General features: G+C 61.6%; 13 protein-coding genes. 7 read left to right on the top strand and 6 right to left on the bottom strand.

Annotated elements, in window-relative coordinates; translation table 11 throughout:
- Positions 1–44: 44 nt before the first annotated feature.
- The 7 genes from LOY52_RS27190 to LOY52_RS27160 all read left to right on the top strand — a co-directional run bounded on the left by LOY52_RS27190 (position 45) and on the right by LOY52_RS27160 (position 8544).
- Positions 45–470: a F0F1 ATP synthase subunit epsilon gene (locus tag LOY52_RS27190; protein WP_007954164.1), complete on the top strand. Its 426-nt coding sequence runs from the start codon at positions 45–47 to the stop codon at positions 468–470.
- Positions 471–587: 117 nt separating this feature from the next.
- Positions 588–1955 (top strand): bifunctional UDP-N-acetylglucosamine diphosphorylase/glucosamine-1-phosphate N-acetyltransferase GlmU, encoded by a 1368-nt coding sequence (glmU, locus tag LOY52_RS27185; RefSeq protein ID WP_258677481.1) that lies wholly within the window; start codon positions 588–590, stop codon positions 1953–1955.
- A 153-nt stretch (positions 1956–2108) separates the two neighbouring features.
- Complete coding sequence (locus LOY52_RS27180; protein ID WP_258680085.1) at positions 2109–2888, top strand: DeoR/GlpR family DNA-binding transcription regulator; 780 nt, start codon at positions 2109–2111, stop codon at positions 2886–2888.
- Between the two features lie 2 nt (positions 2889–2890).
- Entirely contained in the window at positions 2891–4723 is a 1833-nt protein-coding gene (glmS, locus tag LOY52_RS27175) for a glutamine--fructose-6-phosphate transaminase (isomerizing) (protein ID WP_258677478.1), read from the top strand.
- Positions 4724–4797: 74 nt separating this feature from the next.
- On the top strand, positions 4798–5724 hold the full coding sequence (locus tag LOY52_RS27170) for a LysR family transcriptional regulator (protein ID WP_258677477.1): 927 nt from the start codon (positions 4798–4800) through the stop codon (positions 5722–5724).
- Positions 5725–5826: 102 nt separating this feature from the next.
- Positions 5827–6453 carry a glutathione S-transferase family protein gene (locus tag LOY52_RS27165; RefSeq protein WP_258677476.1) on the top strand — a complete coding sequence of 209 codons (627 nt, stop codon included), beginning with the start codon at positions 5827–5829 and terminating at the stop codon, positions 6451–6453.
- Positions 6454–6513: 60 nt separating this feature from the next.
- Positions 6514–8544, top strand: a complete 2031-nt coding sequence (locus tag LOY52_RS27160) for a pyridoxamine 5'-phosphate oxidase family protein (protein WP_258677475.1) — start codon at positions 6514–6516, stop codon at positions 8542–8544.
- A 111-nt stretch (positions 8545–8655) separates the two neighbouring features.
- Here LOY52_RS27160 and LOY52_RS27155 read toward each other — a convergent pair whose 3' ends face one another.
- The 6 genes from LOY52_RS27155 to LOY52_RS27130 are packed head-to-tail and all read right to left on the bottom strand — an operon-like array spanning position 8656 to position 15778.
- Positions 8656–9786, bottom strand: a complete 1131-nt coding sequence (locus tag LOY52_RS27155) for a glycosyltransferase family 4 protein (RefSeq protein ID WP_258677473.1) — start codon at positions 9784–9786, stop codon at positions 8656–8658.
- Positions 9787–10917, bottom strand: a complete 1131-nt coding sequence (locus LOY52_RS27150; RefSeq protein ID WP_258677471.1) for a glycosyltransferase family 1 protein — start codon at positions 10915–10917, stop codon at positions 9787–9789.
- Positions 10901–12277 carry a glycosyltransferase family 1 protein gene (locus LOY52_RS27145; RefSeq protein WP_258677469.1) on the bottom strand — a complete coding sequence of 459 codons (1377 nt, stop codon included), beginning with the start codon at positions 12275–12277 and terminating at the stop codon, positions 10901–10903. The genes LOY52_RS27150 and LOY52_RS27145 overlap by 17 nt, the downstream gene beginning before the upstream one ends.
- A complete protein-coding gene (locus tag LOY52_RS27140; protein ID WP_258677468.1) occupies positions 12274–13539 on the bottom strand; it encodes an ABC transporter ATP-binding protein in 1266 nt (421 codons plus the stop codon). Before LOY52_RS27140 ends, LOY52_RS27145 begins: the two co-directional genes overlap by 4 nt.
- Positions 13539–14336 (bottom strand): ABC transporter permease, encoded by a 798-nt coding sequence (locus LOY52_RS27135; RefSeq protein WP_258677465.1) that lies wholly within the window; start codon positions 14334–14336, stop codon positions 13539–13541. The genes LOY52_RS27140 and LOY52_RS27135 overlap by 1 nt, the downstream gene beginning before the upstream one ends.
- On the bottom strand, positions 14336–15778 hold the full coding sequence (locus LOY52_RS27130; protein ID WP_258677464.1) for a mannose-1-phosphate guanylyltransferase/mannose-6-phosphate isomerase: 1443 nt from the start codon (positions 15776–15778) through the stop codon (positions 14336–14338). The genes LOY52_RS27135 and LOY52_RS27130 overlap by 1 nt, the downstream gene beginning before the upstream one ends.
- Between the last annotated feature and the right edge of the window lie 2 nt (positions 15779–15780).

Raw genomic sequence — 15780 nt, 5'->3', positions numbered from 1 at the left:
CCCGGCGCCCGGCAACGGGCGCTAATTTAGGTTGAGGCAATCAGATGGCTATGACAGTCCATTGCGATATCGTCAGCGCGGAAGGGGAAATCTTTTCCGGCCTGGTCGAGATGGTGATTGCGCACGGTGCACTGGGTGATCTTGGTATCGCTCTGGGTCACGCGCCGCTGATCACTAATCTGAAGCCAGGTCCGATCCGCCTGATCAAGCAAGGCGGGGAAGCCGAGGTGTTCTACATCTCCGGTGGTTTCCTCGAGGTTCAGCCGAACATGGTCAAGGTGCTTGCCGATACCGTGCAACGTGCCGCCGACCTGGATGAAGCTCAAGCCCAGGCAGCTCTCAAGGCTGCCGAAGCTGCTCTGCACGAGAAGAGCGCAGATTTCGACTACGGAGCTGCGTCCGCACGTCTGGCCGAGGCTGCAGCTCAGCTGCGCACCGTCCAGCAGATCCGCAAGAAGTTTGGCGGTTAATCCGTCAGCCGCTTGTTGTGTGATTGATAAAAAAGGGTAGCCTCGGCTACCCTTTTTTCTTTTCCGATTTTTACAACCCGGTCGCAGTTGCTGACCACCCAGGATTGGTAGCCAGTCATGTCTCTCGAAATCGTTATCCTCGCGGCCGGTCAAGGCACCCGTATGCGTTCGGCGTTGCCGAAAGTGCTGCACCCGGTTGCTGGCAATTCCATGCTTGGGCATGTTATCCACAGCGCACGGCAGCTCGATCCACAGCGCATTCATGTGGTGATCGGCCACGGTGCCGATGTGGTGCGTGAGCGTCTGGCGGCTGACGATCTGAATTTCGTGCTGCAGGACAAACAGCTTGGCACAGGTCACGCCACCGCCCAGGCTGTGCCGTTCATTACCGCTGACACTGTGTTGATCCTTTACGGTGACGTGCCGCTGATCGAAATCGAAACCCTGCAGCGCCTGCTCAAGCACGTCGTACCGGGCCAGATGGGCCTGTTGACCGTCGAGCTGGAAGATCCGACCGGTTACGGCCGCATCGTGCGGGATGCTGACGGCAAGGTCGCAGCCATCGTTGAGCACAAAGATGCCAGCGAAGCCCAGCGCGCAATCACCGAAGGCAACACCGGCATCCTCGCGGTCCCGGCCAATCGTCTGGCCGACTGGATGAGCCGCCTGTCGAACAACAATGCCCAGGGCGAGTACTACCTGACCGATGTAATCGAAATGGCGGTTAATGACGGCTTGGTGGTGGCTACAGAGCAGCCGCACGACCCGATGGAAGTGCAGGGCGCCAATGATCGTAAGCAACTCTCCGAGCTGGAGCGGCATTACCAGTTGCGCGCCGGTCGCCGGCTGATGGCGCAAGGCGTGACCCTGCGTGACCCGGCGCGTTTCGATGTGCGCGGCGAAGTCACCGTCGGTCGCGATGTGCTGATCGACATCAACGTGATTCTCGAAGGCAATGTTGTCATCGAAGACGACGTGGTGATTGGTCCGAACTGCGTGATCAAGGACAGCACCCTGCGCAGAGGCGTGGTGATCAAAGCCAACAGCCACATCGAAGGCGCCATTCTTGGTGAAGGCAGCGATGCTGGTCCTTTCGCTCGTCTGCGTCCGGGCACGGTGCTCGAAGCGCGCGCGCATGTGGGTAATTTTGTCGAACTGAAAAACGCGCGCATGGGCGAGGGTGCCAAGGCCGGGCATCTGACCTATCTGGGCGACGCGGAAATCGGAGCACGCACCAACATTGGCGCGGGCACCATTACCTGCAACTACGATGGCGCCAACAAGTGGAAAACTGTGTTGGGCGAAGATGTGTTCATCGGCTCCAACAATTCGTTGGTCGCTCCTGTGGATATCTCGTCCGGGGCAACCACTGCGGCTGGCTCGACCATTACGCAGAATGTGGATAACGCGCAGTTGGCCGTGGGTCGGGCGCGGCAGAGAAATATCGATGGCTGGAAGCGGCCGGAGAAGCTCAAGAAGAGCTGAGTTATCCACAATAGCTTTACGATCAAAAGATCGCAGCCTTCGGCAACTCCTACAGGGGGCCGAAGTCTGCGATTTTTTTATGACCTGAGCTTGACGATTGAAGGGCAATAGGTTTTGATTGCTTCCGTTATCTTTCGAATCGAAACTTAGACTATCATGTCGAAACGCAATACACCCCAGCGCCGGCACAATATCCTCGCCTTGCTCAATGAGCAGGGCGAAGTCAGTGTGGATGAACTGGCCAAGCGCTTCGAAACCTCGGAAGTTACGATCCGCAAGGATCTGGCCGCACTGGAAAGCCATGGTCTGTTGCTGCGCCGCTACGGCGGGGCGATCACCATGCCGCAGGAATTGGTCGCGGAACCGGGCCAAAGCGTTTCGAAGTACAAACAGGCGATTGCCCGTGCTGCCGTCAAACGCATCCGCGAGCACGCCCGCATCATCATCGACAGCGGCAGCACCACTGCGGCGATGATTCCCGAGCTTGGCCAGCAGCCGGGTCTGGTGGTGATGACCAACTCCCTGCACGTGGCCAACGCCTTGAGCGAACTCGAACACGAGCCGGTGCTGCTGATGACCGGCGGCACCTGGGATCCACATTCGGAGTCCTTCCAGGGCCAGGTCGCCGAGCAGGTACTACGCTCTTACGACTTCGACCAGTTGTTTATCGGCGCCGATGGTATCGATCTGGTGCGCGGCACCACCACGTTCAACGAGTTGCTCGGCCTGAGCCGGGTGATGGCCGACGTGGCGCGGGAAGTGATCGTGATGGTCGAGGCCGACAAGATCGGCCGCAAGATTCCCAACCTGGAGCTGCCGTGGAGCAGCGTTCATACCCTCATTACCGATGATCGCCTGCCTGAAGATGCGCGCGATCAGATTCAGGCCCGCGGTATCACCGTGATTTGCGCGGCTGTCAGTCAGGAGAAATAAGCATGTGTGGAATTGTCGGCGCAGTAGCTGAACGTAATATCACCGCCATCCTGCTTGAAGGCCTCAAGCGCCTTGAATACCGCGGCTATGACAGCGCCGGTGTGGCAGTTTTCACCAACGACGAAAAGCTCGAGCGCATGCGCCGTCCGGGCAAGGTCAGCGAACTGGAAGCGGCGCTGGCCGCGCAGCCGCTGGTCGGCCGCCTCGGCATCGCCCACACCCGTTGGGCGACCCACGGTGCACCTTGCGAGCGTAACGCGCACCCGCATTTCTCTGGTGACATCGCTGTGGTGCACAACGGCATCATCGAGAACCACGAAGCCCTGCGTGAGCAACTGAAAGCACTGGGTTACGTGTTCACTTCGGACACCGACACCGAAGTCATCGCGCATCTGCTGAGCCACAAACTCAAGGATCAGCCTGACCTGACCGTTGCGCTGAAAGCCACCGTCAAAGAGCTGCACGGCGCCTACGGTCTGGCCGTGATCAACGCACAGCAGCCTGATCGTCTGGTTGCCGCACGCAGTGGCAGCCCGTTGGTGATCGGTCTGGGCCTGGGTGAGAACTTCCTTGCCTCCGACCAATTGGCCCTGCGTCAGGTCACTGACCGTTTCATGTACCTAGAAGAAGGCGATATCGCCGAAATTCGCCGCGATAACGTGCAGATCTGGGACGTTAACGGCAACGCCGTCGAGCGCCAGACCGTGCAATACAGCGATGGTGCCGAAGCCGCCGACAAGGGCGAGTTCCGTCATTACATGCTCAAGGAAATCCACGAACAGCCGGTCGTGGTGCAGCGTACCCTCGAGGGTCGTCTGAGCAACAATCAAGTGCTGGTGCAGGCCTTCGGTCCACAGGCTGCCGAACTGTTCGCCAAAGTGCGCAACGTGCAGATCGTCGCCTGCGGTACCAGCTACCACGCCGGTATGGTCGCGCGTTACTGGCTCGAAGAACTGGCCGGTATTCCGTGTCAGGTCGAAGTCGCCAGCGAATTCCGTTACCGCAAGGTGGTGGTGCAGCCGGACACCCTGTTCGTCACCATCTCCCAGTCCGGTGAAACCGCCGACACCCTGGCCGCGCTGCGCAATGCCAAAGAGCTGGGCTTCCTCGCCAGCCTGGCGATCTGCAACGTCGGCATCAGCTCGCTGGTGCGTGAATCCGACCTGACGCTGCTGACCCAGGCCGGTCGCGAAATCGGTGTGGCTTCGACCAAGGCGTTCACCACGCAACTGGTCGGCCTGCTGCTGCTGACCCTGTCTCTGGGTCAGGTCCGCGGCACGCTCGGCAAAAACGTTGAAGCCACGCTGGTGGAAGAGTTGCGTCGCCTGCCGACCCGTCTGGGCGAAGCGCTGGCGATGGACAGCACCGTGGAAAAAATCGCCGAGCTGTTCGCCGAGAAGAACCACACCCTGTTCCTTGGCCGTGGCGCGCAGTTCCCGGTGGCGATGGAAGGCGCCTTGAAGCTTAAGGAAATCTCCTACATCCACGCCGAAGCCTATCCGGCTGGCGAACTGAAGCACGGCCCGCTGGCGCTTGTGGATAACGACATGCCGGTGGTTACCGTGGCGCCGAACAACGAACTGCTGGAGAAGCTCAAGTCCAACCTGCAGGAAGTCCGCGCCCGTGGCGGTGAACTGATCGTGTTCGCTGACGAGAAAGCCGGGATGACCAACGGCGAAGGCACCCACGTGGTGCAGATGCCGCACATCCACGACATTCTTTCGCCGATCCTCTACACCATCCCGCTTCAGTTGCTGTCTTACTACGTCGCCGTGCTCAAGGGCACCGACGTCGACCAGCCGCGCAACCTGGCGAAGTCGGTGACGGTGGAATAAGTTATCCACAGCTGGTATGACCCGCAAAAATCGCAGCCACGGCTGCGATTTTTGTATCTGACTCGAGGACATCCATGGATCGCTTCCAGGAAATGCAGATCTTCGCCACCGTGGCCCAAGAGCAGGGTTTCTCGGCGGCGGCGCGACGTCTTGGCTTGTCCGCGGCCAGTGTCACCCGCGCGGTGGCGGCACTGGAGCAGCGCATCGGTACGCAGTTGCTGATTCGCACAACACGCACTGTGCACCTCAGCGAGGCCGGTCAGCGTTATCTGGAAGACTGTCGGAGAATTCTCGCCGAGGTGCAGGAAGCCGAGGATTCGGCGGCCGGCAGTCACGCCCAGCCGCGTGGGCAATTGACGGTGACCGCGCCGGTTTTGTTCGGTGAGTTGTTTGTCACACCGCTGATGGCGGCTTATCTGACGCAATACCCGGACGTTTCGATCAATGCGCTATTGGTCGATCGGGTGGTGAGCATGGTCGAGGAGGGCATCGATGTCGCGGTGCGCATCGGTGAGTTGCCGGACAGCAATCAGCACGCGATCCGGGTCGGCGAAGTACGACGGGTGATCTGTGGTTCGCCGGCCTATCTGGCTCGACACGGCCGTCCCGTGCATCCGCAGGCACTGGCTGGTGCGCCAGTGGTGGCGACCTCGGCCATCGGTCAGTTGCGCAACTGGCCGTTTGTGGATCAGGGCGAAGCGCTCAGCGTGCGACCCGAACCGAGGCTGGTGGTCACCGCCAACCAGGCGGCGATTACTGCGGCCTGCCTGGGGTTGGGGCTGACCCGGGTGTTGTCCTATCAGGTCGCCGGCAAGGTGGCCTGCGGTGAACTGGAAATTGTCCTCGCCGATTTCGAACTGCCACCGCTGCCGATTCACGTAGTGTATCAGGGCGGACGCAAGGCGCCAGCGCGGGTGCGCAGTTTTGTCGACCATGCGGTGAAGGCCTTGCGAGAGCATCCGGCGCTGCAAAACGCGGCTTTATTTCATCCGGTGAAATAATCGATTGCGATTGCTGGTGATTCTGTTGCTTTGAAGATGGGTGGAAGATGGCCTCCATCGGCGCTGCCATCCCGAACGGCGCCCTCTCCAGCGGAGTCGACCATGCAAGCGATCAAACTCTACAACTTCCCGCGTTCCGGCCACGCCCATCGGGTGGAGCTGATGTTGTCCCTGCTGCAACTGCCGACTGAACTGATTCTGGTCGATCTGGCCAAGGGTGAGCACAAGCAGGCGCCGTATCTGTCGATCAACAGTTTCGGTCAGGTGCCGGCGATCGACGATGACGGTGTGGTGCTGGCCGACTCCAACGCGATTCTGGTGTATCTGGCGCTCAAGTACGGCAATGGCCGCTGGCTGCCGACCGATCCGGTCGGTGCGGCACGGGTACAGCGCTGGTTGTCGGCCGCTGCCGGGCCGATTGCTTTCGGACCTGCTGCTGCACGATTGGTGACGGTGTTTGGCGCACAGTTGAATGCTGAAGAAGCGATCACCCGCGCGCACAACCTGCTCAAAGTGATGGAGGTGGAACTGGGCAAGACCCCGTACCTGGCCGGCAGCGAACCCACCATCGCTGACGTGTCCGCCTACAGCTACATCGCCCATGCGCCGGAAGGCAACGTGTCGCTGGACGACTACGCCAATGTGCGTGCCTGGCTGGCGCGTGTCGAAGCCTTGCCCGGTTTTGTCGGCATGCCGCGCACGGTCGCCGGTCTGCAGAAGACTGCCTGAGGGTCTGGCCCGATCCGATCGAGTTATCCACAATGCGCCGGCGGCGCGGGGAGATGCGTGATGGAACGTTCACCGTGGCACGCTGGCGAGCAACAACTGCAGGCCCATGTCGGCGTTGCCGAGCGTATGGAGGCCTTCGGCCGAAAAGTGATTCGCGACTGGATGCCGGATCAGCACCGTGCATTTTATGAGCAATTACCGTTCATGCTGTACGGCGCGGTCGATACCGACGGGCGACCATGGGCCAGCGTGCTCGAAGGCGCGCCGGGATTTGCTCATTCGCCTGATCCCGAGCACCTGCATTTCGCCAGCCAACCCGCTGCCGATGATCCGGCGCAATTGCGCAATGGCGAGCCGATCGGGTTGCTCGGCATTGAGTTGCATACCCGCCGCCGCAATCGCCTCAACGGTCATGTCGACAATCTGACCGCGCAGGGTTTCGAGGTGAGCGTGGATCAGGCTTTCGGCAACTGTCCGCAATACATTCAACTGCGCCAGTTCCAGCGCGTGCCGCTGAGCGATCCGCAGACGCGGCCAGCGCAGCACGGCGACGGTCTTGATGATGCGGCCAGAGTCATGATCGAGAGCGCCGACACCTTCTTTGTCGCCAGTTACGTCGATGCGGACGGACAACGTGCGGTGGATGTTTCCCATCGCGGTGGGCAGGTCGGATTTGTCCGGGTTGAAGGTAATCGCCTGACCATCCCGGATTTTGCCGGCAACCTGCACTTCAACACGCTCGGCAATCTGCTGCTCAATCCCAAGGCTGGTCTGCTGTTCATCGACTTTTCCACAGGCGATGTGCTGCAACTGAGCGGGCGGACCGAAATCATCCTCGACGGGCCGCAGATCGAAGCGTTCCAAGGCGCCGAGCGCCTGTGGACGTTCGAGGTGGAGAAGTTAGTGCGGCGTCCGGCGGCACTGGCCTTGCGCTGGCGCTTCGACGGCATGTCGCCCACCAGCCTGCTGACCGGCACCTGGGCCCAGGCCGATGCACGCTTGCAGGCCAAGGCCCTGGGTGACCGCTGGCGGCCGCTGCGGGTGACCCGTATCGAAAGGGAGAGCCAGCACATCCGCTCGATCTATCTGCAACCGGACGACGGCGCGGGGATGCCGGTGTTTCAGGCCGGGCAGCACCTGCCACTGCGCTTCACCCTGGACGGTGAAACGCATATCCGTACTTACAGCCTGTCGAGTGCGCCATCGGATGATTTCCTGCGCATCAGTGTGAAACGCGAGGGCCTGGTTTCAGGCCACTTGCACCAGCAGGTCCGGGTCGGCGATGTCCTTGAGGCAAGGGCGCCACAGGGGCACTTCACGGTGGCGCCGCTGGAACACCGGCCGCTGGTGCTGCTGGCGGCGGGGATTGGCATCACGCCGTTGCTGTCGATGCTGCGCGAGGTGGTGTATCAAGGCCTGCGCACCCGGCGGATTCGGCCGACGTGGTTGCTGCAGAGTTCGCGTAGCCTGGCCGATCAGCCGTTTCGCGAGGAAATCGATCGCGTGCTGGAAAGTGCTGGCGATGCGGTACGGGTGATTCGCCTGCTCAGTCAGCCGGAAGCCGATGCGCACGAGGGCGAGGATTTCGACCGCCATGGGCGCATTGATCGGGCATTGCTGCGCGATCTGCTGGAGGTCGAGGATTACGACCAGATCGATTTTGCGGTCTGTGGTCCCGGCGCTTTTACCCAAAGTGTCTACGACAGTCTGCGTGAGCTGGACATACGCGACGCGCGGATACACGCCGAAACCTTCGGCCCCTCGACGCTCAAGCGCCAGCCGGATCCGGATGCGGCGGTCATCGAGCAACCACCGGCCGCCATCACGTCCGTACCGGTGATGTTCGAACGTTCTGCCAAGGAGGCTCGCTGGCAGCCGGACGGCGGCAGTCTGCTGGAGCTCGCAGAAAGCCGTGGCCTGCGCCCCGAGTTCAGTTGCCGTGGAGGTTCGTGCGGCACCTGCAAGACGCGGTTGGTCAGCGGTGCGGTGAATTATCCACAGCCCCCGGCAGACATGCCGGAAGCGGGGCAGGTGCTGATTTGCTGCGCGGTGCCGGCGCAGAGCGAGCAATTGCTGGTGCTGGATCTGTAATGCCCCCCTGTAGGAGCTGCCGCAGGCTGCGATCTTTTGATTTTGAAAACCCAGGATCAAAAGATCGCAGCCTGCGGCAGCTCCTACAGAGGAGTGATGTGTTGTGGTGGATCAGGCGTAAGACAGGTCTTTCTCTTCCAGCAACTCCTGATACAACTCGGTCCACTTGCGGCCCATTTCATCGGCGGTGAACAGCTGCCGGTAGCGCGCCTCGGCCTTTACGCCCATGGCTGCCGCACGCGCCGGGTCTTCCCACAGGGCGCGCATCGCCTCGCGAAACGCCAGAGGATTGCTCGGCGGCACCACCAGCCCGGTTTCGTTGTGGATATTGATGTAGCTGGTGCCAGTACCGATTTCGCTGGAGATCATCGGTTTGCCGTACATCGCGCCTTCGAGCAGCGAAATGCCGAACGCTTCGGACCGCAGATGCGACGGAAACACGATGGCGTAGCTCAGTTGCAGCAGGGCGACCTTGTCTTCATCGCCCAGGCGCCCGAGGAAGTGGATGTTACGCAGGCCCAGCGCAGCAGCCTGGGCGTGCAACTCCAGCTCGAGCGGCCCGGCGCCGACGATCACCACCGGATAGTCCAGGTCCTTCAAGGCATCGAGCAGGATGTGCAGCCCCTTGTAATAACGCATGACCCCGACGAACAGGAAAAACTTATCCCCAAGCTGCTGGCGCCAGCGAGTCATCCGTTCGCTGTCGGCCTGTGGATAACCGGCCTTGTTCAAACCGTACGGAATCACCCGGGTCTTGTCCTGGAACTGCTGCAACACATCGCTGGTGTGCAAGTAGTTCGGCGAGGCCGCGACAATCCGGTCGGCGCTGGCGAGGAAGCGGTTCATCAGCGGCCGGTAGAGTTTGAGCAGTTGCTTCTGGCGAATGATGTCCGAGTGATAGGTCACCACGCTCGGTTTATTCATGCCGCTGGCAAAGTGCACAAGGTCCATGAACGGCCACGGGAAGTGGTAGTTGACTACATCGGCCTCAGCCGCCAGCTCGCGAAACTGTTTGAACACGCTCCAGGAAAACCCGGTGGAGGCGAACTGGATGTCGAGTCTGGCGCGATGCACTTCGTGTTGCCCGAGTTGCATCACGGCAGGGGTCGGGTCGGCGCTGAGGGTCAGCACCTGGCCGTCGATGCCGTGATGCGCGCCGCTTTCGCAGAGCTGGAAGATCACTTGTTCGATGCCGCCGACCGAATCTGGCAGGTACGTCTTGAAAAAATGAAGAACTCGCATTCAGCCTCCCATGGCCTGGCGGTAGGCACCGGCGGTGGCCTGTGCGCAACGTTCCCAGGAAAAAAGCCGCGTCCGGTGCAATCCGGCTTCTCGGCAGGCCTGCCAATGCGCTTGATCGTCGATCAGGCGGTTCAGCGCATCGCGCAAGCCGTGTGCATCGTCAGGTTCAATGTAGTTGCCTGCCGGGCCGGCGACTTCCGGCATGGCTGAAGAACGGGTGAGGATCACCGGGGTGCCACTGGCCATGGCCTCCAGTACCGGTAACCCGAAGCCTTCATACAGCGACGGAAACACCAGCGCACGGGCGCCGGCCAGCAGTTGTGCGACCTGTTCATCCGGCAGATAGCCGAGCAGGCAAACGTGCCCTGAGGCCAGGGCCAGGCGCAGTTCATCGCTGAACTGGGCCTGTTGCCAACCGGCCATGCCGACGATCAGCAGCGGAAAACGCTGGCGCACGGCCTCTGGTAGCAGGGCGTGGGCACGCAGCGCCAGGCTCAGATTCTTGCGCGGTTCCAGGGTACCGACACACACGAAGTATTCGCGTGCGACAACGGCGTGGGCCTTGAGCACTGCCTCGATGGCGTGCGACTCCCGTGGATGAAAACGCTCGGCCACACCCAGTGGCGCCACCACGAAACGCTCGGCCGGCAGACCAAAATAAGCCTGCGCCTCGTCGGCAATTGCCTGCGAGTCGGTGATGATCCGTTGCGCCTGTTGCACGCCAGCCACCAGACGCCGTTCGATTTCCTTGAGACGCGCCGCCGGTTGGGTGTCAGGAAAGTGCAGGTGGGTCAGGTCGTGCAGAGTGATCACGGTCGGACCGTCGAAGGCCAGCGGCCACAGGCTCGGCTCGTGATACAGATCAATGCCTTGCGCACGGCCCTGATCGAAACGTTTCTGCTCCAGCCAGCGCCGTGCCTGATAGGCCCCGGGGATCTGCCGCAGCAGTGGCGTCAGGCGCGAATAGCCGGGCATGGCCGCCTCCGGCAAGACCGAGCTCCAGCCCCAGCCATGGAACAACGCTACTTCGACGTCGGTGGTGCTGCGCAAGGCGCGGACCAGTTCGGCGACGTAATGACCGATGCCGGCGCGTGGCGCCTGAAGAATCCGCGCGTTAAGAGCAATGCGCATGCTGGCCTTCGGATGCGGGCAGTGGATGGTTCAGGTTGCGCTCGATGCCCTGGACCAGTTGCGCGCTCGCTTCGCGCCAGCTCAGCCAGCGCCATTGGTCGAGGCTCATGGGCGCCGGAAACTGCCCGGAGCGCTCCATCCCGAGCACCAGGTCGGTAAGGCTCTGCGGGTTGTGCAGATCGAAATACGCCATGTAATCGCCGCCGATTTCGCGGAACACCGGGATGTCGCTGGCCATCGCCGGCAGCCCGCGTTGCATGGCTTCTACCAAGGGCAGGCCGAACCCTTCGACATGCGACGGGAACACCAGCGCCGTGGCGTGGGAATAAGCGTGCTCCAGGCTTTTGTCCGAGAGCGAGTTGAACATGAACAGGCGACGGTTGAGTTGTGGATGCTGGCGGATTCGCTCGATCAGCGCCTCGCACTTCCAGCCGATTTTCCCGGCAATGCACAAGCGCGCCGTGGAGCCGGCAGCCCAGGCCTGCTCGAAGGCATCGAGCAGGTAGGTGTGGTTCTTGCGCGGCTCGATGGTGCTGACCATCAGGAATACCGGCTCCGGGGTCTTGAACAGGTTCAGCAGGTTGCGATCGACCTCCGCTGCGGCGTCGGTCAGGTCCAGTTCGGAACCGAGGTGGAAATAATCGAACCAGCGCTGCTGCACCTGTTGCGTGCCGATCCGGCGCAGCATCTCCTGGCGCACCTGATCGCGGATGGTGGTCGAGATCGCGACATAGCCATCGGCGGTGCGCGCAATCCAGTCGAACCAGTCGTTGAACACCTTGACCAGACCCGCGTCGCAAAACTGTGGATGGGTCAGCGGGATCAGGTCGTAGATCACCGAAACGATACCGACGCCGTCGCGTCTGAGTTGTTCGGCCAAGGGGAAAAAGTTGGCGTGCCAGGACGAGTCGAGCAATACCAGTTGATCACCAGCCTGATGTTGCAATGGCACGCAGCGCTCGGGCACCGGCTTGCCCTTGAGCAGGCGCCCGAGCACGCGCATCGGCAGGCTGAAACAGGCGAACGCGGTCAGCCGGCAGAGCACGTACAACACCCGCCGGGCGAAATGCGACTGGCTGAAAGGCCGGCGTCGTTCCAAAGCACGATGGCGCAGCCAGAAGCCGTTGGCCCACTGTTCCAGCTTCACCCGCAGGCTGGTCAGATTGATTTTCGGGGTCTTGATCGGCGCCAGGCTTTTCACTTGATACAGGGCGCCGTCGAGCATCACCACCGGGATGCATTCGCGCTCGGTGTTGGCGTCGGGCAACTGTTGAATGACGTTGCGCACCACCCGTTGAATGCCCGAGTTGGCGGACGGGTGTTCGAAAACGTAGGTGCATTCCATCAACAGTCGTGTCATCGCGAGATCTCCCTGTCTGGCTGCGGCGTTGGGTGTTCGCTGGAGCGGCTGATCTCGGTCCGGGCCTGTAGCCACGAGCAACCGACAAAGTCTTCCTGACGGTTGTTGATGACGTGGAAGACCAGACCGTAATCGCGCCATTCGAAGTTGCGATCCAGATGCGAATCCAGCCGCGACAGGCTCAGCGCCACCGAATAGCTGCCCTTGCCCAGGCGCATGTCGAAGGCGAAGCGGAACGTCACCTGTTCCCCTGCACTCAGGTCGCTGATCGCCTGATCCTGGCGATGGGTATTGATGCCGTAGATCGCCTGGCCGAGGCGGTCCTTGATCAGAAAGCCCAGCACCAGCCGTTCGATGTCCTCGCGCACTGCGGTCTGAACTTCCAGCACCACCGGCTGGCCGACTTCCGCCACTTCCAGACTGCGTCCTTGAGTGTCGAGCAGACGCACGCTGACAATCCCCGCCTCACCAGTCCCGGAAATGGTCTGCACCTGGCCGTTGGCGAGCATTTCCTGGCGCACGATCTGGCCTTCGCGCTGGGCAAGCATGGCGTTGTAGTAGTCCATGACTTCTTCGGGTTTGCCGCGCATGGCCAGGCGGCCGTTCTCCAGGAGGAACGCGGTGTCGCAGATCGACTGAATCGCCGAGCGGTCGTGGGACACGATCAGCAACGTGGTACCGGCCTTGCGGAAGTTGCGGATGCGCTCGAAGCTTTTGTGCTGGAAGTAGGCGTCGCCCACCGACAGTGCTTCATCGACGATCAGGATGTCCGGACGCCTGGCGGTGGCAACACTGAAGGCCAGGCGCATCTGCATGCCGCTGGAGTAGGTGCGTACCGGGTGATCGATGGCTTCGCCGATTTCGGCAAAGCTCTCGATTTGCGGCATCAGCGCTTCGATCTCCTCGACCTGCATGCCCAGCAACTGGCCGGCCATGAACGCGTTCTGGCGGCCGGTGAAGTCCGGGTGGAAACCCATGCCCAGTTCCAGCAGGGCGGCTACGCGGCCTTGCAGTTGAATCTGCCCGCAACTCGGTTGCGTGGTGCCGGTGATCATCTTCAGCAGCGTGCTTTTGCCCGCGCCGTTGACCCCGACAATGCCGACCGCTTCACCGGGTTGAATCTCGAAATCGATGTCCTGCAGAACCCAGTGCAAGTGGTGCCGGGTGCCGGAAAATGGCACCAGCCATTCGAACAACCGACTCCAGCGATTGGGGTATTGTTTGTAGGCCTTGCCCAGGCCACTGACGCGTATATGCCCCATCAGAGTTCATCCACCATTTCGCCGACACGTTGCCGGAACAGGCGCAGGGCCATGGCGCAGAACAGCAGGCCGAGGATCAGCAACGGCAGCAGCGACTGCCAGTTCGGCCATTGGTTGTAGAGGAACATGTTCTGGTAACTGGTCATCAGCGCCGTCATCGGGTTGAGGCTGATCAGCTGCTGGATGCCCGACGGCAGGATCGACAGCGGGTAAACGATCGGTGTCAGCCAGAACCAGAACTGCAGGCAGATGCCGAACATCTGCCCGACATCACGGAAGAATACGTTGAGAATGCCGAGGATCATCCCCAGCCCGGCGGCGAAGATCACCTGCACCAGCAACAGCGGAATCAGCGCCAGCAGCGCCATGCCGGGCAGGCGCCCGCTGATCAGCAGAAAGCCGAAGAACAGCGCGAGAATGATCGCGAAGTTGATCCCGGCGTTGAGCAGCGCAATCACCGGCAGGCAGATGCGCGGGAAGCTGATTTTCTTCAGCAGGTTGGCGTTTTCCAGAAACATGCTCTGGCTGCGCGAGGTGATTTCCGCGAACAGTCCCCAGGTCAGCAGGCCGGCGCACAGGTACACGCTGTAGGCCAGACCGTCATCGACCCCCGGCAGGCGCGCGCGCATGATCTGGGAAAAGATCACCGTGTACACAACGATCATCGACAACGGGTTGAGCACGGTCCACAGCGCGCCGAACAGCGAATTGCGATAACGCGCCTGAAACTCCCGCTTGACGCTGCCGAGGATGAATCCGCGGTAGCTGCGCAGCGAGCGATACAGGGAAAGCAGCATCAAACCGTCCTGCCGTATTGGTCTTCGAAGCGCACGATGTCGTCTTCACCGAGGTATTCGCCGCTTTGCACCTCGATGATCACCAGTTCGATGACGCCGGGGTTTTCCAGGCGATGGCGGTGGCCGGCGGCAATGAACGTCGATTCGTTCTTGGCCACCAGATGCGTGCCGCTGCCGTTGTTGGTGACCTTGGCCATGCCTTCGACCACCACCCAGTGTTCGTTGCGGTGATGATGCATTTGCAGCGACAGCTTGCCGCCGGGCTTGACCACGATGCGCTTGATCTTGAAGCGCGGGCCTTCCTCGAGCACGGTGTAGGTGCCCCACGGACGGCTGACCGTGCGATGCAGGCGGTAGGCTTCGTGGGATTTGTCCTTGAGCTGTTTGGCAACGCGTCGCACATCCTGGGCGCGATCGGCATGGGCCACCAGCACCGCGTCGGCGGTGTCGACGATGATCAGGTTATCCACACCGACGGCGGCCACCAGTCGGCCTTCGCTCTGCACGAAGTTGTTGTGGCTGTCGATGAACACCGCTTCGCCGCTGGCGCGATTGTTGTCGGCATCGGCCGGCACCAGCGCCGCCACAGCGCCCCATGAACCGATGTCGCTCCAGTCGAAACCGGCGGGCACCACTACGACTTTGTCGGAGCGTTCCATCAGCGCGTAATCGATGGAGATGTCGGTGATCTCAGCGAACAGTGTCGGCGACAGTTCCTGTTGCAGACAGCCGGCGGTTTCCACCGCGGCGCTGGCCTCCATGCAGGCGCGGGTCTGTTCCAGCAGCTCCGGGGCGTGCAATTGCAGTTCGTTGATCAGGGTCGCGGTGGTGAAGCAGAACATGCCCGAGTTCCACAGGAAGTTGCCGCTTTCCAGGTAATGGGTGGCGGTCTGCAGGTCGGGCTTTTCCACGAAACGCTGCACTTTCGCTGCGCCTTTGGCGTCCAGCGGTGCGCCGGTTTCGATGTAGCCGAAGCCGGTTTCCGGGGCGTTCGGCAGCACACCAAAGGTCACCAGATAACCGTCCTTCGCCAGGTTGACCGCGTGTTCGACGGCGCTCTTGAGCGCTTCCTGATTAACGATCAGATGGTCGGCGGGCATCACCACCATGATTGCATCGTCGCCGTGCAGCGCCTGCAGCGACAGGGCGGCGGCGGCAATCGCCGGGGCGGTGTTGCGCCCGGTCGGCTCCAGCAGGAAGTGCCCGCGATGGCGCGACACGTGGGCGGCGCAATAGTGATCCTTGCTCTGGAAGTAGTACTCGCGGTTGGTCACCGTGACGATGTCGCCCCAGCCGTCCAGCAATGCGGCGGCACGCTGATAGGTCTTGCCCAGCAGCGACTGGCCGTCGGGCAAGGTCATGAACGGCTTGGGATGGCCCTCGCGGGACACCGGCCACAGACGAGTACCGGCACCGCCGGACAGAATCACGGGGATCAGCATGA

Source organism: Pseudomonas sp. B21-051, from assembly GCF_024748795.1.
Classification (GTDB): domain Bacteria; phylum Pseudomonadota; class Gammaproteobacteria; order Pseudomonadales; family Pseudomonadaceae; genus Aquipseudomonas; species Aquipseudomonas putida_A.
The sequence above is the reverse complement of the archived record's forward strand: the minus strand, read 5'-3'. Positions and strand labels throughout refer to the sequence as shown.